Here is a 24,287-nt window from a genome sequence, read left to right on the forward strand (position 1 = left end):
CAGATATTTATTCGCAAGTGGGAGCCATACCAATGGAACAATATCGTGTTCCGACCGACCAAGTGCAATTTTCTTGGCGGCGTTTAGATCGCTTTCAAAAATGGGCGATGATTACAACCATTGCCACCTATTTCTTGATTTTTGTTGGTGGGATTGTGCGGGCCTCAGGTGCAGGCTTGGGATGCCCCGATTGGCCAAAATGCTTTGGCTATTGGATTCCACCAGCTAGTGCTGACATGATTGCTCAGCATGGTTTCGATGCGAGCCAATTCAACCCAACCTTGATGTGGATCGAATATATTAACCGTTTGATTGGCATGTTAATTGGCTTCTTCTTGTTGATCACCACCTACCTGATGTTGCGCCACTATCGCAAATCCAAGCGGGTGTTTTGGTCGATTCTTGGCGCATTGGCCTTGACCTTGTTCCAAGGCTGGCTTGGCGGCAAAGTCGTGCACCTCGAACTTGAAGGCTGGATCGTGACCTTGCACATGGTTTTAGCCTTGGTGATTGTCGGCTTGTTGCTGTATGCAACAGTTTGTGCTTTCTTCCCCAATGGGCGGCCAATCGCCAATGTTCCCGCCGATCGCCGCACCGTTGCGCGTTGGGGCCAAGCCTTGGTTGGCTTTGGCTTGGTGCAATTGACCTTGGGCGCATTGGTACGCGGCCACATCGACGACGTTAGCTCAAAAATGAACATTCCGCGCAGCGATTGGGTCTCGCAGGTTGGCATCACCGACCCATTACATCGCACTGGAGCGCTGATTTTTACGATTGCAATTTTGGCCGCAACCTATGCAATTGTGCATAATCGCAACTTGCACCCATGGATTCATCGCACCGCTTGGATTGCCAGCGGTTTGGTGTTGACCCAAGTTGCAGCGGGCATCGGCTTGGCCTATGGAGCCTTGCCACCACCGTTGCAAGCAATTCACCTGATTGTTGGATCGTTGCTAATTGGCTGCTTGATGACCTTGGTCTTGCTGGCCTATCGCTTGCCGGTAAACGCAAACACCAGCAACGAAGCCTTTGTGCAAGTGGCTGAAGCCAGCCATTAAACTCAAAGATTGTTGATTCAAAGGCACGCTTCGGCGTGTCTTTTGTGTATCCTGCTTTATAATCAGATCCACGGAATTGATGCTTCCTCAAGAGATGACGATTGGAGCAATTCATGCAACGAATCGCATTCGCAAAAAGCAACCCTCGGATGCTACGCTATCTGCTCATATTTGGAATTTTGCTTGCTATCACAGTCGGCGCATTATTCAGCCAAGTTGCGGCGCAGCAACGCCTTATTGCGCTAAATATCAGCAATGTCTACCGCGCAAGCTATGATCTTAAATTGCTCGATCGCGATTCAACCTATGTCGTCGAAGGCGAAATTATTGAGATTGAAGCCAGTCGTTGGACAACCCCCGATGGATTACGCCCGCTCGATATGCAGCAATTGCAAACAGATTCCACGATTCAACTGCGCACACCAATTAGGCTTGCGATTGACAAGCTGTATAAAGGCACGCTTGCTACACCAAGCATACGCTTCACGCTGCCTGGAGGATCAGACGATCACTATAGCGTAAACACAGAATGGGATATGCAGTTAGCCAAAGGCCAGAAGATTATCGTGTTTTTGAGTGTCGCGCCTGAAAACGCAGGCCCTTGGGCGCAAATATCAGCATATTATCCCCAAGCGATCTTTAAAGTTGATGATACCAATACCCTTGAAGGCGCAACCAATAGCATCGATTACGCTGATTTGAAAACGATCTATGGCAGTGGCACAGCGATCAATTGAGCCTGTTGGCATATCGCTTGCCTGTAGGGTCACATATAATTAAGCATTTGCCCACGTTAATTGCAGCACTAGGACGCTTCGGCGGGTTTATTGGGCATGATGGAGGATGTTTATGCAGGATTTACGCGCCAAAGCCGAGCTGGTCTATCGCGAGTTAGTGGCGTTGCATGGCTTTCAGCAACTTGTGCCGCGCCGCGAACCAATGCATGAACTGATTTCGACGATGCTTTCGCACCAAACCACCGAGGCCAACGAAGAGCGCGGCTACCAAAATCTGCGCGCAACCTTCCCAACCTGGGAAGCGGTGATTGCAGCACCAGTCGAGGCAGTAGCCGAGGCGATTAAGCCTGCCAATTATGCTCCCGCCAAAGCCAAAAATATCCAAGCAGCCTTAGCCACAATTCTGGCCGAGCGCGGCGAAATATCAATCGATTTTCTGGCTGAGCGTTCGACTGAAGAAGGCATGGCTTGGCTCACCTCGTTGCGCGGCGTTGGCCCCAAAACTGCCTCATTGGTGCTGTTATTTTGTTTTAGCAAACCGATTTTGCCCGTCGATACCCATGTGCATCGGGTGAGCCAGCGCTTGGGCTTGGTCAATGCCAAAACGCCAACCGAAGCCCACCAAATACTCTGGGAAATGCTGCCCCACGATGCAGAATGGCTCTTTAATTATCACGTGGCTTTGCTGCGCCATGGCCAACGCATCTGTTTATTCAAAAACCCGCGCTGCAGCCAATGCCCGCTCACCGAGCAGTGTTTGTGGTATGCGGTTCATCGGGCCGAGTAATGTTGCGCCAGAATTAATCCTAAACATCACTCGCATTCCGCAACAAACTAGGAGCATTAGCGCTCACTAAAATCTGCCAAACTCGCCTATAATGGAGGCCCAACTATTGGGCTACCCTCATTTAATAATTCCCAAAAGCAATGTCTGCGAAAAATCCACCATTGCGTGGTGTGATCACGATCCGGTGATTCACTTATTAAGAATTGGCAATCATGAACCGTGAACAACTAAAACGACTAGAAACGCAATTATGGCAAGCAGCCGATGCCTTACGTTCCAATTCGGATCTTAAGGCTAGCGAGTATGCAACTCCGGTTTTGGGGCTAATTTTTCTTAAGTTCGTCGATAATATTTATCAACGCTATCAAGCTCAAATTGAGCAAACCCATCGCGAATTGCAAGGCTCACGCCGCGAGCAAAAGTCAATCGATCAAATTGCAGTCGCGATTTGTGGCTTTTATTTGCCTGAGCATGCGCGCTATCACTATTTGTTGAGTTTGCCCGAAGCAGAGTATCTGGCAAAAGCGATCATTGCGGCAATGCAGGCAATCGAAAAATATACTCAGAATTTGACAGGTATGTTGCCTCAAGCAGAATATGCCCGCATTGCTGAGAGCAATCCTCAGGTTTTGAAACAGCTCTTACAAATTTTCGCCAATATTCCAACCGAGAGCACCGGCGATTTGTTTGGCCAAATTTATGAATATTTCTTGGCAGAATTTGCCTTAGCCGAGGGCCAAGGCGGCGGTGAGTTTTTCACGCCCCGCTCAGTTGTGCGCTTAATGGTCGAAATTATTGAGCCAACCGAGGGCAAAGTGCTCGATCCCGCCTGCGGTTCTGGTGGTATGTTTGTGCAATCGGCGCATTATATCGCTGAGCATTTGCGCGCTCAAGGGATTGAGCCAAATCTGGCAAGCCACAATATTGTGTTTCACGGCCAAGAAAAGAATCTTGAAACTGTCAAATTGGCAACCATGAACTTGGCAGTCAATCGGGTGCGCGGTGATATTCGCCAAGCTATCAGTTATTATCAAGATCCTTTTACCAGCGTTGGCCAGTATGATTATGTGCTGGCGAATCCACCATTTAACGTCGATGAAGTCAGTTACGAGAAGATTAAGCACGATCCGCGCTTTACCACTTATGGTATTCCTCGCAATAAAAGCAAGCAAACCAAAGCTGATGAAGGCAACGAGAAAGTGCCAAACGCCAATTATTTGTGGATTAATTTGTTTGCCACAGCGCTAAACGCCAAAGGTCGCGCTGGCTTAGTTATGGCCAATTCTGCTTCCGACGCTCGTAACTCCGAGGCTGATATTCGCCAACGGTTGATTGAAGAAAATTTGATTTATGCTATGGTTACGCTGCCTTCGAATATGTTCTATACCGTAACCTTGCCAGCAACTCTGTGGTTTTTTGATAAGGCGAAAACGAGCGATCAGATATTGTTTATCGATGCCCGCAATATTTTTACCCAAATTTCGCGGGCGCAGCGCGAATTTAGCGAGCAGCAGTTGCAAAATATTGCCATGATCGTTAAATTGGAGCGCGGCCAACGCCAAGCGTTGATCAATTTAGTTGCAACTTACTTGCAACAAAGCACCGAGCTATTACAACAGCAACAGGCAGCGTTGCCAGCGCTCACGATGCAATTGGTGCAATTATTGACTAACCCAAGCGATCAGCAACCGATCAATTTCTATACCGATCAGTGGTATGCTGTTGCAGGCTTGGCCGATTCGTTGAAGGCCTATAGCCAGCGTCAGTTAGCCGATATTGCGAGCCAGAATCAGGCCCAACATGGCTTGCGCCAAGAATTTGAGCACTTTTTTGAGCGCTTGCAAACAGCCCACCAAGCAGTTGAACAAAGCTTGCGCAGCAGCGAACAGCAATTCAACGAGGCCGCCAAAGCCGCAGGCAAGCGCAGCCAAGACCGACAGTTTAAGCTGCTCAAGCAGGAGCTTGATACCATTGCAACCACTATTCAGGCTGCCGAAAGCTTGGTTAAGCATGTCAAATGGCTGCACGAGCGTTTCCCCGAGGCTGAATATTGCGATGTGGTCGGCTTGTGCAAGTTGGCTAGCCCTGCTGAAGTAGCCGAACAGGATTACTCGCTGAATGCTGGGCGCTATGTTGGGGTTGTGATCGAGGACGATGGCAAAACGCCAGCCGAGTTTTTGGCCAGCATGCGCAGCATTCACCAAGAGCTAGCGCAACTCAATAGCCAAGCCAGAACCCTCGAATCAGTTATTGAGCATAATTTGCAACAATTATTTGGATGAAGTATGACTCTATTTGAACAGATGGATTTAGGCGATATAGTTACTTTTCAAAGAGGCTTTGATATAACAAAAGCAGAACAAGTACCAGGAGCAATACCTATAATTTCATCCTCTGGAATAACCAGTTTTCATAACGAGTCAAAAGTTACTGCACCTGGTATTATCATAGGAAGAAAAGGGACGCTTGGAACAGTTCACTACACTAACGACAATTACTGGCCTCATGACACAACATTATGGGTTAAGGATTTTAAAGGGAATTTCCCAAAGTTTATATATTACTTTCTTAAGACGTTGCACCTAGAAAATTTTGACACAGGATCTTCAAATCCAACCTTGAATCGTAATCATATCCATAAAATTAGAGTTTATTTCCCTAAATCTATCGAAATCCAACGCAAAATTGCGGCAATGCTCGCAGCTTACGATGAGTTGATTGAAGTCAATCGCCAGCGCATCAGCTTGTTGGAGCAAGCAGCCGAAGAATTGTATCGCGAGTGGTTTGTGCGCATGCGCTTTCCTGGCTACGAGCATACGCCAATTGAGCATGGCATTCCACAGGGCTGGGAAATTGTGAAAGTTGAACAGGCATTTGATTATACAGCAGGAGGTACGCCTTCTAAAAATATCGAGCGTTTTTGGAAAAATGGTACAATCAATTGGTATACTCCCTCAGATATCACAGCATCACAGGGAATATTCCTTTTTGAATCAAATGATAAATGTACTGAAGAAGGGTTAGATTCTAGCTCATCTAAAATATTTCCTGCATATTCAATTATGATGACAAGCAGGGCGACAATTGGCGCAATAGGTATTAATACAACAGAAGCTTGTACGAATCAAGGATTTATTACCTGTATTCCTAATAAAACATATCCATTATCATTTTTATATCATTGGTTAAAAACAAATAAAACGTATTTTGAGAGTTTATGTGGGGGGGCAACATTTTTAGAGTTAACAAAAGGTGTATTTAAAAATATAAATATACTAACACCTCCCATAGAAATTATGGAAATATTTGAGCGAAAAACACGGCCATTAATCGACTCTATCGAAAACTGCCAAAAACAAAACCAAAAACTCCAAACCGCACGAGATCAACTGCTACCCAAGCTAATGGCAGGCACGCTTGACCTGAGCGATTTGGATATTCACTATCCGCCAAGTATGAGCTAGCCAGTTGTTGAGAGGAGAGCGCCATGCCCAGCTTAATCACCGAAGCCCAGATCGAAGATCAAACCCTAGCCCTGTTGGAAAACACCTTTGGTTACGAACTGCTCAATTGCTTTACCCATAATCGCGAAGATCTCAACGATGGTTCGGGGCGAACGAGCAAACGCCAAGTCATCTTGCCAGAACGCTTGCATGCGATGGTGCGCCAGCTCAACCCGCATGTGCCAGACGCGACGATTAATCAAGCGCTTGCGCCACTAATCAACGATCTGCGCCAAGCCCAAGACCTGCTGAGCGCCAACTACGAAATCTACCAACTTATCCGCGATGGAATTAGCATCAGCTACGAAGATGCCAACCAGCAACCTGTCCGCGATCGATTGATTCTGATTGATTTTAATAATATCGCGGCCAACCAATTTTTGGCAGTCTCGCAACTGTGGATTCAAGGCTCGCTCTATTATCGCCGCCCAGATATTGTGCTGTATATCAATGGCTTGCCGCTGGTTTTTATCGAGCTGAAAAACTCCAATGTCGCCTTGCACACGGCCTATAGCGAAAACCTAACCAATTATAAGCAGGATATACCGCAACTCTTTCTGACCAACGCCCTGTGTATTCTATCGAACGCAATCGAAACCAAAATTGGCAGCTTCAATGCCGAATGGAGCCATTTTTTCAACTGGTTGCGAGTAGCAGATGAACGCGACAAAATCGATCGTCACGCCATCCAAGCGCAAGCCATCAGCCTGCAGCTCGTTATCGAAGGCTTGTGTGAAAAAGCCAAACTGCTCGATTATCTCGAAAATTTCATCATCTATCACAACAAACAACAAAAAATTATTGCCCAAAACCATCAATTTATTGGGGTCAATCGCGCTATCGAGTCGTTTAACAATCGGGCCGCGCTTGAGGGCAAATTGGGCGTGTTTTGGCATACCCAAGGCTCAGGCAAGAGCTTTTCGATGGTTTTTTATGTGCGCAAAATTCTGCGCAAAATCGGCGGCAACTTCACCTTTTTGGTTATCACCGACCGCGACGATTTGGATCGCCAAATTTATCGCACCTTTCTCAATACCGAGACCGTTAGCGCCAACGAAGCCGCCCAACCTGCCAACAGTGCCGAGCTACGCACATTTTTAAGCCAACAGAAACGCATGGTTTTTAGCCTGATTCAGAAATTTGGCTACGATAAAACCCAAGCCTATCCCGTGCTAACCCTGCGTGATGATATTGTAGTGATTGTTGATGAAGCCCATCGCAGCCAATATCAAGCCTTGGGTGATAACATGCGCCAAGGCTTGCCAAATGCCCAATTTCTTGCCTTCACTGGCACGCCATTGTTAGGCAAAGATCGCAAAACCAATACCTGGTTTGGCAATTACGTTTCCGAATACAATTTTCAACAATCGATGGATGATGGAGCAACTGTCCCATTATTCTACGAAAAGCGCGTTCCCGAAGTGCTGATTCAAAACGATGCCCTCAACGAAGAATTTTATGCCATCCTCGAAGACGAACAACTTAACGAAGCCCAACAAGCCCGTTTAGAACGCCAATTTGCCAGCGAACTCCAAATTATCAAACGCAATGATCGGCTGGAAACAATTGCCCAAGATATTGTCTACCATCTCCCACGCCGAGGATATTTGGGCAAAGCAATGGTGATTAGCGTCGATAAATTTACCGCAGTAACCATGTACGATAAAGTTCAATACCATTGGAAAAAAGCCATTCATTCGTTGCGAGGCACGATTGCAGCAAGCAAAGATGCAGCGCTTAAAGCTGAACTTAAGCAACAACTTGACTACATGCACCAGCTTGAAATGGCGGTGGTGATTAGCGAAGAAGCGGGCGAGAACGACAAATTTCAGCAAGCAGGCCTGAATATTGTGCCGCATCGCCAGCGCATGCAAAAACTTGATGCCCATGGCCATGATCTTGAACACAACTTCAAAGATCCTCGACACCCCTTGCAAGTAGTATTCGTCTGTTCGATGTGGCTCACAGGCTTCGATGCACCAACTGTTTCAACCCTGTATCTCGATAAGCCACTCAAAGATCATAGTTTAATGCAAACGATTGCACGCGCCAACCGGGTTTCAGCCTATACGATTAATAATGTTAGCAAGCTCAATGGCGAAATCATCGATTACTACAACGTGTTTCGCAATATGCAACAAGCCCTGCAAGCCTATGCCCAAGGCTCGGCTGGGCTAAGCGCAATGCCAGTGCGCGAAAAAAGCGAACTTTTTCGCCTGTATGATCATGCGATAGCAGAAGCTACGCTTTTTTGCCAAAACAATGGCATTGCAATTACCGAGCTGCAAGCGCAAATTGCCGATCGCGAAACCCAATTAGACACATTTGAACAATTGGCCCTGTTGAATGCAGCAGCGGATAGGCTTTTAGCAAATGATCAACGACGCAAAGCCTTTGCTGTCTATCATAATACCGCCGCCGCTTTGTATGAGGCCTGCAAGCCCGAAATTATGCACCAATCAAGGCGCACAATGTTGCAAGTGTTTAATTATCTTCGTGATATGGTCGATGCTCGTTTATATAAACCTGATAATTCAGCGATCAACCAACGGATTGGGAGTTTGCTTGATGAAAGTATTGCGGTTGACGATCAGCGTGAAAATGTGCGTGAACAGCAGGCAAGCTACCAAATGATTGCTACGAGCGAAGCTTGGGATCTCAGTAAACTTGATTTCGAGCAGCTTAGTGATTCATTTAAGCAAGCGCCGTTTAAACATCTGCAAATTAGCGACCTACGCGCCTTTATTGAGCAAAAATTAGCCAGCATGCTCAAAACCAATCATAGTCGGGTCGATTTTGTACAACGCTTGCAAGCAATTATCGATAATTACAATGCAGGCGGTAGCACAACCGATAGCTATTTCAAGCAGTTAGTTGAATTTACCAAAGACCTTAAAGCAGAAACCGAGCGCCACGTGCGTGAAGGATTAACCGAAAGCGAGCTAGAAATTTTCGATATTTTGAAACAACCAACAATGAGCAACGTTGATGAGCAGAAGGTTAAGTTAGCAGCTAAAGATTTACTGGAACGCTTGCGCAATCAACAGCCAAAAGTTCTCATTACCGATTGGCATAAACACCAGCAAAGCAGAATGGTTGTTGAGAATACACTGGAGGCGCTCCTTGATAAAACGTTGCCAGATAGTTACAACCCTGAGCTTTTTCGCGCCAAGAGCAAAGAGATTTATCAACTGCTGATTGACCGAGCAGTCCAAGGCCAGCAATGGGCTGCTTAGGCAAGCTTGCGCCAACGGGCACTTGGCCCACGCCCAAGCGGCTCTACCCGCCCAGCGGCTTTTTCTGCTTGCAAGATTTTGCGAATTAAATCGCGGCTCACATGTGGGCAGGCTTCCTCAAGCTCTTTGATCGAAAAATCACGCTGAAAGGTAGCAATTGTGTGCAATACCAAGTTTGTTTTAGCGCCATGGGCATTTAGTTGATTATCGGTACGAAGCTCAAACTCACGATAAGCGGCGGTTAAAATCCCTAGAAAATATTCAGTCCACGGCAAGAGATCATGTTGAGCATCGTGCCAACCCTGCGAAGAACGATATAAAGTATCATAATATGATTCTTTGGTATCTTCGATGAGCTTTTCAAGACTAATATAATGGCCAACTTCATAGCCAGCCTGATACAAGAGCAATAATGTTAGCAAGCGAGCCATGCGTCCATTGCCATCTTGAAATGGATGGATACAGAGGAAATCTAAAATAAATGCTGGAATCAATAACAATGGCTCAATTTCTTCACGCTGGCATTCTTGCTTGAATAAACTAACCAAATGCTGCATCGCGTGGTCGGTCGCATAGGCTGCTACAGGTTGAAAACGCACAAATTGTTGACCATCAGTACGAGTTTCAGAAATTGTATTATCAACTCGCTTCCAATAGCCACCACTACTAGGCAGATAACGAAACATATCACGGTGCAGTTGTAGAATAATATTCGCAGTCAAATCAATATCAGCATGATTGATATGGATCGTATTCAGCACATCGCGATAGCCCAAAATCTCCTGTTCAGAGCGATTGTTGGGCATGGTTTTTTGCTCAACCAAAGCCTTAATCCGATCCAAAGGCACGGTAATACCTTCGATCCGATTCGATGATTCGGTACTTTGAATTAGGGCGTTTTGCCATAAGTTATGTAACACTTGCGGTTGTTGCTGACGATAAAGTCCTTCCATACCTTTATATTCACGAATCCGCCCAATACTCCGAATAAGCCCATGAGAAACATTGAAACCAGCTAGAAATTGATCCTCAAACGATTTCATCATTACTCCAAATCGATCAATTGGAGCTTATTGTAGCATAAATAGGTACTATAATTGAGATTATATATGTATAATTATCATACTTTTACCTATATATAAGCTACTTTACCTTTATAATTTGGCCTTTGGTTGCGCTTGGTGAGATAAATCGAAACCTTTATATAGGTAAAAGTAGCAATCTATTACCTATATATAAGCTACTTTACCTCTATAATTCCTACAAAAGAGCCCCTCTCCTGCCAAGCAAGCGAGGGGCTGAGAAAATGTAAAGCCTTATTTCAGGGCTTTGACGACTTCCACGCCATTGGCGGCCATGTGGTGCAACGAGAACACATGATGAAAATCGCCAGGATGAGCATATAAGCCAAGCTCGCTGGCCACTTCCAGCGGCGTGTCGTAGGTATCAACACATTCGGCAGGCAAGACCACCCGCCGCTGGACGTTACGCGCATTGGCATCCAAGCGCAGGAACATCGCCAATTGATAGACACATAAATCCGAGCAATCGCCAGTCACGATGTAGGTATCAACTTCGGGATGCTCAGCGACCCACGCTGGGAAGCCAGTGCTCAAAGCAGCGCTCAACGAGTTCTTTTCGAAAATTGTAAAGCTATCGGCAAATGGCAAGGCCCGCAATTCGGGTGCTGTGTCGGCTTCGTTCGTGCCGCGCAAACAGTGCACGGGAAACGCGCCGAATTCTACCGCATCTGCTGGATGCGCATCTTGGGGCAGGATGAAGTGGCGCACGCCGCCAGCATGAGCGGTTTTGAACAGCTCAGCAATCGGCGCAACGATGCTTTGCACCCGTGGGCTGGATAACGCGCCATCAGTGCAAAAACCCACAATAATATCAACACAGGTCACCGCCACCCGATCAGCGCCAGCGACCAGTAAATCGTCGAGTGGCAATTCGGGCAAGTTGGCGTACCAGTTATCCAAATATTCCAAAAATCCTTGGCTGTTGTTCGCAAGCATGGAAACTCCCTTTGAAAGGATGAAGTATGAGGGATGAAGGATGAAATAATTAAAGCTTCATCCTTCATAATTCATCTTTCGTAATTTCTAATAATCGACTGGCCGCAAATAATACTCGCCGATGGCGGTGCTGGAGAGCATGGCGGTGCTGGGCAAATGGCGTTTCCAGTGAGTTGTATTGACCCGCCGTTGCACAATTGCCACTTCATCGGCATTAAAACCACGCGCAACCAATTGCTCAGGCCGATAGCCGCTTAGCAAATAGGCCAACACCCGATCAGCCTTACGATATGAGATGCCAAAATCATCTTCGTCGGTTTGGCCAACCACCAAATCAGCTGAGGCTGGCTTGTGGACAATCACATCGGGCACACCGATGGCCGAAGCCAATTCCCAAACTTGGGTTTTGAATAAATCACCAAGCGGATTGACCGGCGGCGCATCGTCTGCATGCCAGGTGTAATAGCCAAACAAACGCTCGGTTTTGTTGCCAGTGCCAATCGGAATACAACCAAGTTTCTGCGATTGATCAAACAGCACGATCATACGCGTGCGAGCCATCACATTGCCGCGTCGCCGACCATCTGCATCTGGCTCAAAGGCCAAATAGCCATCAACAGCGTTGGTAATTTCGATTGTGCGCTGCTGAATGCCCAAATCATCAATCACCAACTGAGCGTGATCTAAGCTATCCGACGATGAGGTGCGATAGGGCATGCGTACGGCCAGCACATTCTCTGGGCCAAACGCCTTGGCACACAGATAGGTAGTCAAGGCCGAATCCACACCGCCTGAAAGCCCAATGACAACTTGTTTAAAGCCACGTCGAAAGCCAACTTCATCGCGCAGAAACTCAATCAGCCAATTAAGCGTGAGTTCGGGATTGATGCACAATGGCTCGTCGCTATTTGGGTCGAAGCGTGGCGCAGCAATAATTGGAAAGCTTTGCTTGCCCACCGTTGCTTTGGCGCGCTTTTCGCCTTCGCTATCGATGGTATGTTTGTGCGAGCTGGCATCGCTCAGCCCTTGCGAATCGCTGGAAAGCGCAGTATCCCAGGTGCTTTGGCGTTTTTTGCCTTCGCTGGCAGCGTTGACATCGCGCAAAATAAAGGGCAAGCGTTCTTCTAAATCAGCCAACAACGGCAAATCAGCGCGGGCCAAGGTCAAATCACTCAGATCAATATCAACCAACAGCACCGCTTCCGACCATAAGGGAGCGCGCGCGCGTTCATCGGAGCGCGGCCCAACCACGACCGAGCCGCCAGCAAAGCCTTTGCCGCCTTCGAAGCCGACAATTTGGCAAACTGCGAGATACACGCCATGCTCACCAGCAATCTCACGAATCCGATCATCCCAGCGAGCGAGGTTGCTTGGGCGATCTTCGTTGGAGCCACGGGCAGGCGATGCACTGACGACATACAGCATTTGTGCTCCATCGAGCGCGGCTACCGTGCCGCTCAGCGAGTGCCATGCATCCTCGCAAATCAAGATTGCGACCCGCCCGAAGCGGGTATCGAAAGCGGCAATTTCGCGGCCAGCCTCAACAAATCGTGCTTCATCAAACACGCCATAGGTTGGCAAAAACATCTTGCGATGCACATGGCCAATGCCCGCCAAATTGCTATCGCTGCCAAGCGTGGCGTATAAAGCGCTATTGTAGAAGCGCTCACGCCAGCGTTCATAAAAGCCAACCACAATATCCAGCGCGGGAGCATCAGCGCCACAAGCAGCCAAATACGTTTGTTGCAAATCGTGAAAGAGCTGGCCTGCGGTAAGAGCTTGTTCGCGCACGCCGCCTTCAAGGAAATAGCCAGTTAAGGCAGTTTCCGGCAACATCAGCACATCTGGTCGGCGCTCGTTGCTGCCAAATTGGGCAAATAATTCGCCAAGCCGCGCCAAATTCGCAGCATAATGCCCCTTGCGTGGGCGAAATTGAGCTAAAGCTAAAGTATACATAAACACCCCTAGTCAAGTCAGAGGGCAAAAATCAGAAGGCAAAATAATGCAGGCTTAGAGCATTTTGACTTTTGACTTTTGCCCTTTGACCTATTGTTCGTCCTTCTTTTTGGCTTCGCGATAACGAAAAACAAAATCGCCTTCGATGCGTGAATCGCGGAAACGATAGAGCCGAGCTGGCCGCCCGCGACTATTGAGCAATTTGCCCGTGTCTTCGAGCAAATCCGAATCACGCAGCTTGCGATAGAAATTGGCTTTATCGAGCTTCTCGCCCAAAATCTCTTCATAAATTCGTTTGAGCTTGGGCAAGCTAAATTCCTTGGGTAGCAATTGAAAGGCCAAGGTGGTATATTCAAGCTTCGAGCGCAAACGATCGATTGCAAAGCGCAAAATCTTTTCGTGGTCGAACGCTAAATCCTTGGGCAATTCATCGACTGGAAACCAGCGCACTGCATTCGATTCGTCGGAAACTTGCAGCGCTTGTTCTTCGGTGCGAATTAAGGCAAAATAGGCCACGCTAATCACGCGGGTGCGCGGATCGCGCCCAGGCTCGCCGAAGGTATACAGCTGCTCCATATACACATCGTGCACCCCAGTTTCTTCTTCCAACTCGCGCCGAGCAGCCATTTCCAACGATTCATCCATGTTGACAAAGCCACCTGGAATCGCCCAATGGTCGGCGTAGGGCCAATGTTTGCGCTGCACCATCAGCACATGCAAGCGCCCACTGCGTAAGCCAAATATCACCACGTCGACCGTTACAGAAGGCCGCTCGTATTTTGTCGCATCGTAGTTTTCAGCAGTTTCGGTCATAGCTGCTCCTAATAGTGTTATTATGACACAAAGTATAAACATGAATGGAGCAGTTGTCAATAGGGAGTATGAGAACATAGAACATAAAGCATAGATGTAATGATTCATTGGATTGGCAATCATGTCCCCTCACCCCCCAACCCCCTCTCCCACTGAACGCGGGAGAGGGGGAGCCGACCATTTTTCGCCAAGCAATTACGGGAGAACCACGCGTTTACAGCCCCTCGCCCGCGCCACGGGAGCGGGGTTGGGGTGAGGGGACTATGCCATTGTTAACCTCATGTACTAGTGCCCATAGAGCATAGAGCATATAAATTTTTATGGTTAACAATGAATCAGGTAAAGCAAGCAAATATTTACTCTGAGCGCTGTAACATTTCGATAGCCAATAGCCTGAAGCATAACCTTATGTTCTATGTTCTATGCTCTATGCTCTTTTTACCGATCCCTGCCCCCTGATCCCCAGCCCCCAACTACCAATCCCCGGCTTTTACAATCGGATGTTGGTTCTATTGCGTTCACTTCATGGCCATAGTACAATACTGGCAACTGCTCCAAGTGAGCTGCATTCAACAATCAATTGCTCAAACACATAGGCTTGGGCATGGTTGCCGAGAATGAAGTTGGTGAACAGATTGGGTGCTGGTTACAAGCACCGCACATTCGCAACACTTGGATCGTGAACGTTCAATGCAATTCAGCATTGAGAACTGGTTAAATCTCCTCGCCCTTTGGTTTGCAATGGGGCTTTGATGCGGGTTGAGGATTATGCGTAACAGCAGCATCCAATTGAAGAACGTTCCACTAGGAGCAGCCCTTTGCCAGCTTCTTACCTTGCTTGGGTAAGAAGCTGGTGCACTTTAGGTTTTTTTAAGGAGGCGTACCGTGGAATGGAACATTAAGAGCCGTAATATTAAGCTACACGATGCGCAAAAAGCATTTATTCAAGAAAAATTAGGCAAATTAGAACGCTACCTTGACGGAATTAACGATTGGAAAGTGGAATGCCGTTTTGAAACACTGCGAGGTAGCGGCGAAACATATACCGTCCAAGTAACGTTGTTGGCCGACCACGGAATTATCTTACGGGCCGAAGAAAATGATCGCGAGCTGTATCCAGCAGTCGAAGCTGTGCACGATAATTTGCAGCGCCAAATTCGCCGCTTCAAGGAAAAACATTATCGCCGTGGCAAATTGCGCCGCTCAGCTGGCGAAATGATTGCTGCTCCGCTGCCAGAATTGCCCGACGATGCAGAACAAGCAGAAGAACGCCAAATTATTCGAGCCAAGGATGTAACCTTGCGTCCAATGTTTAGCGATGAAGCCATTGAACAAATGGAGTTGCTGGGCCACTCGTTCTTCGTGTTCCGCGATGCTGAAACCGAAAAAATCCAAGTTGTCTATCGCCGTAACGATGGCAATTATGGCTTGATTATGCCCCGCTAAATCGCCTTCTTGCAGCAGGGATCACATGCATGTGTGATCCCTGTTTTGCTTTAATCAGGCATAATGCAAGAGCCTTGATTTTTGTGGAGTGTGCCAATGATTCTCTATTTTGTGCGCCATGGAATTGCCGAAGATTGGGCCGAAAGTGGCCTTGATCAGGATCGGCGTTTAACCGAGCGTGGGCGTAAGCGGATTCGCCAATGTGCCCAAGCGCTACGCTTACTGGAAATCAAACCAGATCTGATTTTGAGTAGCCCCTTGCCGCGAGCCGCCGAAACCGCTAGCATTATTGCCGAAGCGCTTAGCACTGACCCACCAGTGCATAAAGCGCAATTGCAACCCGATGCAGCCAAGAGCGATTTTATTGCCGAATGCCTTAACGCCGATTGTTCAAGCCTCATGATCGTTGGCCATCAGCCAAATCTTAGCGAGTATGTGTCGCAGCTTGCAGGCTATGGTACCAACCTGATTTTCAAAAAAGGCACGGTTTGCCGAGTTGAGATGCAGGGCGAGCATGGCCAAATTAGTTGGCTGCTAGCGCCAAAAGTGCTGATTGCGCTGGCCGATGCCCGCCAAGCCAAGCCCATAAAACAGAAGCATTAACAGCTCATTTTCAGCAAAATTACAGCTTGTAAGCCAACTACAAGCCTGTTGAGAGCAACGTTTCATCGTTATCAGCAACCAAGTTGCGTATACTCACGCCTATAGTTATGTAGGAGGAATTACTGATGAAACGTTGGATTCTCTTGTTCGTTGTTCTTGTTGGTTTAGCGTTACCCCAGGCGAGTTATGCCGCCGAACAGCAATGTTTTGAGCAAACTGGCTTTTGTATCGAAGGTCGCTTTCTACAATATTGGCAGCAAAATGGCGGCTTGCCAGTCTTTGGCTATCCATTAAGCAAAGCAGAAGATCGCTACAATCAGGATAGTCAGCAAACTTTTTTGACCCAACAGTTCGAACGAGCCCGCTTTGAGTTGCACCCTGAGTTTGCCGCTCCTTACGATGTGTTGCTCGGACGCTTGGGCGATGATTTGCTGCGTTATCGCAATCTCGATAGCGCAATGTTACCGCGTGAGACCGGTTCCAAAGCCGATTGTTTGTGGTTTGAAACCACTGGGCACAATGTTTGTAATCAGGCCAATGGCTTGGGCTTTATGCGCTACTGGCAAAGCAATGGCCTCAACGACCCCAAACTTGATAGCTTTGGCCGTTCATTGCAATTGTTTGGCTACCCATTAACTGATGTGCAAATGGAAACCAACGCCAATGGCGATACGGTGCTGACCCAACATTTCGAGCGTGCCCGCTTCGAATGGCATCCCAATCAGCCTGATCAATTCAAAGTGTTGCTTGGCTTGGTGGGCAAAGAATCGCAGCAATTGCGCTATGGCGAAGGCTCAAACCCCAGCAACCTCACGATGATCGATAGCCGAGTGTTTTTCACTGCCGATGATGGCGTGCATGGCCAAGAGTTGTGGGTCAGCGATGGCAGCGATGCGGGCACGCGCCTGGTCAAAGATATTCGGCCAACTGGCTCAAGCAACCCCTATCGATTAACCGCCGCGCTTGGCCAAGTGTTTTTTGTGATTACAACTGATGCTAACGACCAATTATGGGTGAGCGATGGCACTGAAATTGGCACCAAACTGGTCTATTCGTTTATGCGCCCAGCCGTCGAACAACCAGCAATCGTTGATATTGCAGCAGTTGCTGGCGGGGTCATTGTTTTGGGCAATAGCCTTGAAACTGGCATTGAGCCATGGTTCAGCAATGGTAGCAGCGTTGGCACATATCTGATTCGCGATATTAACCCAGGCCCAGCTGGCTCGGAAATTCGAGTTCAAACATGTTGTAATTATTATTTCGCTGCAGAATTTACCTCCATGTCCAATGGGCTGGTGTTTATAGCTAACACTGGCAGCGCTGGCAACCAACTGTGGCTCAGCGATGGCAGCATCCAAAACACACGCCAAATTAGCAACTTTGCAGCAAATAATGAATTTGTGGCCGAACTCGAACGCTTGAATGATCAGCAGATCATTGCCGCAGTTCAGAAACCTGAGGCTATCCAAATTGTCCAGATCGACATTACAACCGGCAAGCAAAGCCAACTCACCAGCCATGCCCGCTTTTACCTTGGCACGCGCTTAATCGTTTCGGCGCATAATCTGGTCAATATTGGCAACAAAGTTTATTACCACGTGGTTGATGAGCTTAATTCAACCCTCTGGCAAGTTGATAGCCAAACAGGCGCAAGCCAAATCAATTTAGCTGGCTATCAGCTTAAAAACATCAGCAACGACCAGGGCCAAAGCCAATTGCATCTCCAATTGCTGAATGCAGATCGCAGCGAGGCTGGCTTGTGGGCGTGGGATGGCGCGAAACTGCAACAACGCAGTGGGCTTAATGTTCAACAACTGCGGATTAATGGTCAGCGCATATTCGGGATTAGCGGCGAAACATCACCCTACCGCGTGTATGCCAACACCTCCAGCAACCAAACGCTGGCCTACCTTGGCTCAGGCTTTCATCGGTTGGCAAATAGCCCAGCGTTTGCCCAAGTAAGCCGCTTTAGCACCAATCAAGGCATCTTCTTGGCGTTGCCAAGCTTGGCTCATGGCGTAGAGCTGTGGTATAGCGATGGCAACACGCTGCGCATGGTCAAAGATATTCGCCCATAACAATCTGATCTGCGCTTAGCAAGCAACTCCACTTGGAGCAACAGGTGGAGTTTTTGCTTGCCAATTCAGCCAAATTTCAGCTTGCCATTAGTTTGTAAGTTGATTCGCAGTCGCATACCACACGCCGTTCATCGCCCAAAACAAGCCCGATTGCTATACTCAGCATATTGATGTATTGGAGGAATAGCGATGAAATATTGGATTCTTTTGGGCTTGATCGTTGCCAGTTTGACAATGCCTCACGCCAGTCAAGCGGCTGAGCAGCAATGTTTTGAGCAAACCGGCTTTTGTATCGAAGGCCGTTTTTTGGAATATTGGCAGCAAAATGGCGGATTGCCAGTCTTTGGCTATCCACTCAGCAAAGCCGAAGATGAATACAATCAAGATAGTAGGGAGTCTTTCCGAACGCAATACTTTGAACGGGCACGCTTTGAATTGCACCCTGAGTTTGCCGCACCTTATGATGTGTTGCTGGGGCGGCTGGGCGATGATTTGCTGCGCTATCGCAACATTGATAGTGCGATGTTGCCGCGTGAAACTGGGCCGCAACAAGGCTGTTTGTGGTTTGAAACAACTGGCCACAATGTGTGTAATCAAGCCAATGGCGTGGGCTTTATGGCCTATTGGCAAAATCATGGCTTGAACGACCCACAGCTTGATGCGTTTGGTCGTTCGTTGCAATTGTTTGGCTATCCGCTGACTGATGTGCAGCTGGAAACCAATGCCAATGGCGATACGGTGCAGACCCAACATTTCGAGCGCGCGCGCTTCGAGTGGCATCCTAATCAGCCCGATCAATTTAAAGTCTTACTGGGTTTGGTTGGCAAAGAATCACAACAATCACGTGGTGGTGAAAGTTCGTGGCCCTATGAATTAATGCTGGTCAATGACACGCTCTTCTTTACTGCTGACGATGGGATTCATGGCCGCGAGTTATGGGCAAGTGATGGCAGCGAAAACGGCACGCGCTTGGTTAAAGATATTGAGCCTGGCGCAGGCGATGGCTGGCCGTATCAATTGGCCAAAGCAAAACATGGCCTATTTTTCATTCGTTTGACCCCACAAGCTAATGAATTGTGGTTTAGCGATGGCAGCGAGGCAGGAACCCGTTTGGTAAAACAGCTTGCAGGTAGCAATACCTATATGACCAACCTAATAGCCTTGGGCGATGGAATCCTCTTTTTTGCCAACGATGGCATAAGCGGAGTTGAGCCATGGTTTAGCGATGGCACCGCTGCTGGCACCTACCTGTTGCGCGACATCAACCCAGGCCCAGCCCACGCCAATGTTGAAACGAGTTATGGTTTTTTCTGGACAGAATATACGCCGATTGCTGATGGCATGGCCTTCTTAGCCCGCAACGAACAGGCTGGAGTGCAAGTATGGTGGACTGATGGCAGCGAGGCTGGCACGCGCCAAATCAGCAATTTTACTGGCGATGTGCATAGTGTCTTTGAATTAGAGCCATTAGATGCAAACCATGTGATTGTCGCTGCAAGTAATGAAGGCACATTTGGCATGTGGAATGTCAATATCAGCACTGGCGAGCAGCATGTTTTGGCAACCCACCCATGGATTACGGGCAGCATTCGCAACCCATTGCCTGCTTCACAACTAACCCAAGTGAATAACGAGGTGTATTATCAAGTCTATACTCAAGGGATTGGCACGAGCCTGTGGCACACCAATGGCCAACCACAACAAACCAGCCAACAAACGCTTAATGGCATGACTCCCTATCGCTTGCTGAGCGCCAATAACCAACTGTTTCTGCACTTGTATAACGAGACAGAACAAACTGGTTGGTGGCGTTTCAACTCGGCTAACGACTTAACCCAATTCACGCCGCTCGACCTAATTTTAGAGGATACAGGCAATGGATTGATTGGCTGGCACTTGTTCAACCATGGAACGCGGGTCTATCGCAGTGCTGCCGATTATCAAGCTATGAGCTACCAAGGCTCATTGATGAGCATGAGTGGCAATACATTCGACGCAACAAAACGAGCTAGCAATGCCAAACGCAGCTTCTTTACCTTGCTGGATAGCCAACATGGTGGCGAGCTTTGGCTGAGCGATGCCCAAGGTTTGCGCTTGGTCAAAGACATTCGGCGCTAATCAAGGCGGTGGCGCAACTGGAAAGGTTGCGCCACCGTGCTTATTCGGCCACTACCTCAAGTTTGGCTTTAAGCTGGCTCCATAGTTCAAGGGCTTGCACTTGACTCAAGCCTGAAAACTGTCCATCGCCAACTTCAATCACAATCCATTCGCCATTGATGAGTTGGCCAATATCGACAGCAATAAACGGTGTACCAACCCGCCGAGCAGCTTCGCGGGCGAGATTTTTGACGCTAGCAAGCTCGGCAACATTCAGTGCAAATTCCTCACTTGGTGCATCCCAATAGAAGCCATAGGCCAAAACTTGATTTTGATAGACAAAGACCCGATATTCGCGGCCTAAGGGAAAGGCCTGATAGTGGCTCTCAAGCGTGCGCAACTGAACGAAGCGGCGCAAAATAACTCGACCGCGCGCTTGGGCTGGTTGGTTCAAGAGTTGAACGCTTAGATGCTCGAGTTCGGCGCTAGTCGTTGCCACACACGCTTGCCAACCCTGCTCCTTATTCGATTTGATTGCGCCTTTGACGAAGATCGGCCAGCCCAAGCGATCTTCTGCTGCGGCTAATTGGCCAAGCTCAGTAATGACACAACTTAATGGCGTTAGCTCGCCAAGCAAGGGATAGAAACGATCGAATTCCATAGCAGTTTGATATTGTTCTGGGGTGTTGATAAGCCAAATATTGCGGGTTGCTGCCGCGTGATAGAGCGCAGCGTAATGCTCAGGCTTAGGAATATAACCAACCCAAATTCCGGTTTGTGGCTGCTCAAACACTGGCACATAAGCAAGCACAGCCTCAAAATCTGCCCATTGCTCAGGTTCGGGTGGCAACGCATAAACCCGCAAGCCAAGCATGCGGGCGGTTTCTGTAATCAGGTTAAGTTCACGCTCATTGGTTGTTTGCTGTTGATTGAGAGTTGCTTCACTCAGTACAACTAGCATCGCAACTCCTTTACGCCTTCTGAAGCCATTGGCCAATTACCTGCGACATACCGGTCGTTTCTTCCTCAAAGCCCAATTGGCGATAGAACGTTTGCTGATCGTCGGTAAATAAACAAACGTGTTGGCCTTGCAAATCGGCCAAAATCTGCTTCACCAAACTGCTCGCAATCCCTTGGCGGCGGTAATCGCTCTGCGTCCAGACATCGACGATATAGGCGTTGCATACGCCATCGGATAATGCACGCGCCTTGCCAATAATCCGTTCGCCATCGAGCGCAAAACAGACGCTATAGCTGGCGGCAAACGATCGTTGATATTGCTCTGGCGTGCGCCCATTATCAAACTTATCGGCTGCAAGCTCAGCTTTTAATCTAGCCCAATCGATGGCTTCTAAATCGCGCTTGTAGTGAATTGACATTGCACTCCCTCGCTGAAGAACATAGAGCATAGAGCATAGAGGAGAAGTGAAGTTCAGAGATCGATCTCGGGAACGGGGATTGGAATTTGTAGGGCAAGAAAGGCAATCGGTTCCATTGAGTCTAATCCCCTCACCCCCTAGCCCCCTCTCCCGCCAGCGAGGAGAGGGGGAACCGCTGAATCAGTGCTCTATGAACAGAAAACATATAAAAAGCGAAATTTTCAAGCCAGCGAGGAGAGGGGGAACCGCTGAATCAGTGCTCCCCTCGCCCGCGTTCAGTGGGAGAGGGGCTGGGGGTGAGGGCATGCCTCTAATTGTCCATAACCAATAGCCTGATCCCCGATCCCCGCCCCCCAATCCTTACTATGTTCTATGTTCTTTGTTCTTTACGGATACTGCGCCCAGCCTTGGTAGAGTTGGCGACCAAGCAAGCCTAGCTGAATTTCGTAGGCACTGCCAGCCAGCTCAGGATGATGCTCGAAGCGGTTGCGCTCGAAATATTGCACCAAAAAGCCTTTGCCTTGGGCTTCGTCGTATTCCCAATATGCTTCGCTGACCGGAAAACCATATAAGGCAATGCCGCCATTTTGCTCCCAATATTCCTTGAAGGGATAGCACAAGCTATGGCCAGTTTCGACGAAATAGCTACATTCAGCAGGCGGATTTTGGGCTGGCGGCAGGCTACGCCAATCAACACCACCGCGTTCGAGCGAACGCACCCCAAGCAAACTGAGTTGCACCCGAAATTCAGGTTGGTTGTTGGGATGTAATTCAAAGCGGTTGCGCTCAAAATATTGCACAATTGTTGGCATGCGGCCTGGGCCTGGCTCGGTCAATTCGTCGGTTAATGGCAAGCCAAAGCGCGCCAAACCGCCATTTTGCTCCCAATAGCTCAAAAAGCCACCAAGAATCGTATGCGGGGTTTCGGCGAAACTACGACCTTCGCCGCTGTAGCCGCCATATTCAACCCAAATTGGCATGCCACGTTGATCGGGCTGAATTTTGACGGTGCCAGTGTCGGTGTTGACAACGCGCAACAGCGTTCCATCGTAGGCCCGCACCTGCACATGCTTGCAATCACAATTAATTTCGAGGTATGGTGGCGATTGAGCTTCGTGGACCCACCACAAAATATCAACCGAACGATCGCCGTTGCTCCAATGTTGCCAACCAAGCCCAGCATCGTAGGGCAATGCATAATTTGCTTGCCAACTCAAGCCACCCAAGTTATGGGTCAGATGATAATAGGCGCTATAGCTTGGCTTGCGAATCCGTTGATCATCAAAATTGAGTGGATAGGTCCGGCGCAACATGCCAAAGTGAAATTGATTTTCCGTTGGGTCATTGATTGGGCGAGTGTAATTCACATTGTCGCCAGTATCGTTGCGGAAATCGTACCAAAAGATTTTCTCAACCCCTGGGTGGGTCATCGCCAGCAGATAGAAGCGTTGCAGCCATGCCGCTTGTTCAGCTTCATCAACAATTCCATCGCTTTCTGTCGACCAGCCAACCTCGGTATACCAAATCGGCTTGCTGCCAAATTGGGCCAGCAGGGCATCGATTTCGGCGGCCTGTTCGCGATAAGTCTGGGTGCGATCGCGGCGCAAAACTGGCACTTCGGGCGCATCTGGGCGATAGGGGTGCAGGCCTAAAATATCAAACATCGGCCAAGCACCAAGATTATACAAGCGTTGCAGATAATCGGGCGTATCGTAGGCAAATTCGGGAATTTCGCTCCAAATATCGGCGACACCACCCAAGACAATTTTAGCCTCAGGGTCGGCTGCCCGAATCGCAGCGCTGGCAGTTTGTAATACGCGCACAAAATCATCGACGTTGTAGAGGCCGCTTTCATAGCCCGATGGCACCAAATTTGGCTCGTTCCAGACTTCCCAATATTTGATTTGGCCACGCTCACGGCCATAGCGGGCGACCGTTGCATACACATAATCGCCCCAATCGCTCAACCATTCTTCTGGGTGCGGATTGCGGCCTTTGAACCAAGCAGGATTATAATCGAGCAAGCCCAAAACGTTGATGCCAGCTTCGGCCTGCAACTGAATTGCCCGATCATAATTGTAGAATTTTGAGCTATCGCCATCCCAGCGGAAGGGGCCATCTGGCTCAAACTGAACCTGATCCCACCAAATTTCTTCGCGGTTCCACTGAACACCAGCTTCGCGCATCAACCGAATCATGGTGGGCATTTCATCGGCGCGCACGCGGTTGCCCAATGAGACCACCATGCCAAATGGCGTTGTTTTATCACCCCATGGAATCTCGGCAGCAGCGGCGGGAGTAGCGGGGTTGGCCAGCAAAAACGGTGTGACGACGAGCACCAGCGCCAGCACCAGAGGGAGCAAGCGTTTGTGCATTGCAGTTTATCCCTTGTACAATCAGAATTCTTCTCAACGTTGCGTAGTGTACCATGCTTGCCTTGGTTTGCTGCTGATAAAAAGCTGAAAAGTTACCAAAGAGCAGAGAGCAAAGAACATAGAACATAGTAGGGGTTGGGGGTTGGGGATTGGGGATCAGGCTATGGGCTTTTGGCTTTTGGCTATGGGAAATTAATAATC

Annotated in this window: 17 protein-coding genes; 10 read left to right on the forward strand and 7 right to left on the reverse strand. The window is 48.5% G+C overall.

What is annotated here, in order from left to right; genetic code table 11:
* Positions 1–32 precede the first annotated feature (32 nt).
* From ACFMKP_RS20510 to ACFMKP_RS20535, 6 genes are all read left to right on the forward strand, one after another.
* A complete protein-coding gene (locus ACFMKP_RS20510; protein ID WP_110518797.1) occupies positions 33–1,058 on the forward strand; it encodes a heme A synthase in 1,026 nt (341 codons plus the stop codon).
* Between the two features lie 113 nt (positions 1,059–1,171).
* Positions 1,172–1,795 carry a hypothetical protein gene (locus tag ACFMKP_RS20515; protein ID WP_382294614.1) on the forward strand — a complete coding sequence of 208 codons (624 nt, stop codon included), beginning with the start codon at positions 1,172–1,174 and terminating at the stop codon, positions 1,793–1,795.
* A gap of 112 nt (positions 1,796–1,907) precedes the next feature.
* Entirely contained in the window at positions 1,908–2,582 is a 675-nt protein-coding gene (gene nth / locus ACFMKP_RS20520) for an endonuclease III domain-containing protein (RefSeq protein ID WP_382294616.1), read from the forward strand.
* Positions 2,583–2,794: 212 nt separating this feature from the next.
* Entirely contained in the window at positions 2,795–4,864 is a 2,070-nt protein-coding gene (locus ACFMKP_RS20525) for an N-6 DNA methylase (RefSeq protein WP_382294618.1), read from the forward strand.
* A gap of 3 nt (positions 4,865–4,867) precedes the next feature.
* Entirely contained in the window at positions 4,868–6,046 is a 1,179-nt protein-coding gene (locus tag ACFMKP_RS20530) for a restriction endonuclease subunit S (RefSeq protein WP_382294620.1), read from the forward strand.
* Positions 6,047–6,069: 23 nt separating this feature from the next.
* Entirely contained in the window at positions 6,070–9,321 is a 3,252-nt protein-coding gene (locus tag ACFMKP_RS20535) for a type I restriction endonuclease subunit R (RefSeq protein ID WP_382294622.1), read from the forward strand.
* On the opposite strand, the gene ACFMKP_RS20540 is transcribed toward ACFMKP_RS20535, so the two are convergent.
* The 4 genes from ACFMKP_RS20540 to ACFMKP_RS20555 form a co-directional block, all read right to left on the reverse strand.
* Complete coding sequence (locus ACFMKP_RS20540; RefSeq protein WP_382294624.1) at positions 9,318–10,364, reverse strand: Fic family protein; 1,047 nt, start codon at positions 10,362–10,364, stop codon at positions 9,318–9,320. The two genes, ACFMKP_RS20535 and ACFMKP_RS20540, sit on opposite strands and share 4 nt — an antisense overlap.
* A 273-nt stretch (positions 10,365–10,637) precedes the next feature.
* Positions 10,638–11,339: a cysteine hydrolase family protein gene (locus ACFMKP_RS20545; RefSeq protein ID WP_382294626.1), complete on the reverse strand. Its 702-nt coding sequence runs from the start codon at positions 11,337–11,339 to the stop codon at positions 10,638–10,640.
* 87 nt (positions 11,340–11,426) lie between these two features.
* The gene (locus tag ACFMKP_RS20550; RefSeq protein WP_382294628.1) at positions 11,427–13,295 is read right to left on the reverse strand and encodes an NAD+ synthase; all 1,869 of its coding nucleotides are present in this window, start codon (positions 13,293–13,295) and stop codon (positions 11,427–11,429) included.
* 90 nt (positions 13,296–13,385) lie between these two features.
* Positions 13,386–14,108 (reverse strand): NUDIX domain-containing protein, encoded by a 723-nt coding sequence (locus ACFMKP_RS20555; protein WP_054533314.1) that lies wholly within the window; start codon positions 14,106–14,108, stop codon positions 13,386–13,388.
* A gap of 885 nt (positions 14,109–14,993) precedes the next feature.
* Between ACFMKP_RS20555 and hpf the strand changes: the two genes are divergently transcribed.
* From hpf to ACFMKP_RS20575, 4 genes are all read left to right on the forward strand, one after another.
* The gene (gene hpf, locus ACFMKP_RS20560; RefSeq protein WP_054533315.1) at positions 14,994–15,554 is read left to right on the forward strand and encodes a ribosome hibernation-promoting factor, HPF/YfiA family; all 561 of its coding nucleotides are present in this window, start codon (positions 14,994–14,996) and stop codon (positions 15,552–15,554) included.
* Between the two features lie 96 nt (positions 15,555–15,650).
* Complete coding sequence (sixA, locus tag ACFMKP_RS20565; RefSeq protein WP_382294630.1) at positions 15,651–16,157, forward strand: phosphohistidine phosphatase SixA; 507 nt, start codon at positions 15,651–15,653, stop codon at positions 16,155–16,157.
* Positions 16,158–16,282: 125 nt separating this feature from the next.
* Positions 16,283–18,235, forward strand: coding sequence for an ELWxxDGT repeat protein (locus ACFMKP_RS20570; RefSeq protein ID WP_382294632.1), 1,953 nt, complete (start codon positions 16,283–16,285; stop codon positions 18,233–18,235).
* A gap of 189 nt (positions 18,236–18,424) precedes the next feature.
* Entirely contained in the window at positions 18,425–20,353 is a 1,929-nt protein-coding gene (locus tag ACFMKP_RS20575) for an ELWxxDGT repeat protein (protein ID WP_382294634.1), read from the forward strand.
* A gap of 40 nt (positions 20,354–20,393) precedes the next feature.
* Here ACFMKP_RS20575 and ACFMKP_RS20580 read toward each other — a convergent pair whose 3' ends face one another.
* The 3 genes from ACFMKP_RS20580 to ACFMKP_RS20590 all read right to left on the reverse strand — a co-directional run bounded on the left by ACFMKP_RS20580 (position 20,394) and on the right by ACFMKP_RS20590 (position 24,086).
* On the reverse strand, positions 20,394–21,293 hold the full coding sequence (locus ACFMKP_RS20580) for an ATP-grasp domain-containing protein (RefSeq protein ID WP_382294635.1): 900 nt from the start codon (positions 21,291–21,293) through the stop codon (positions 20,394–20,396).
* A 10-nt stretch (positions 21,294–21,303) separates the two neighbouring features.
* Positions 21,304–21,711, reverse strand: a complete 408-nt coding sequence (locus ACFMKP_RS20585) for a GNAT family N-acetyltransferase (protein ID WP_382294637.1) — start codon at positions 21,709–21,711, stop codon at positions 21,304–21,306.
* A gap of 386 nt (positions 21,712–22,097) precedes the next feature.
* Positions 22,098–24,086, reverse strand: a complete 1,989-nt coding sequence (locus ACFMKP_RS20590; RefSeq protein ID WP_382294639.1) for a cellulase family glycosylhydrolase — start codon at positions 24,084–24,086, stop codon at positions 22,098–22,100.
* Positions 24,087–24,287: the final 201 nt, after the last annotated feature.

This window comes from Herpetosiphon sp. NSE202, from assembly GCF_042688385.1.
Classification (GTDB): Bacteria; Chloroflexota; Chloroflexia; order Chloroflexales; family Herpetosiphonaceae; genus Herpetosiphon.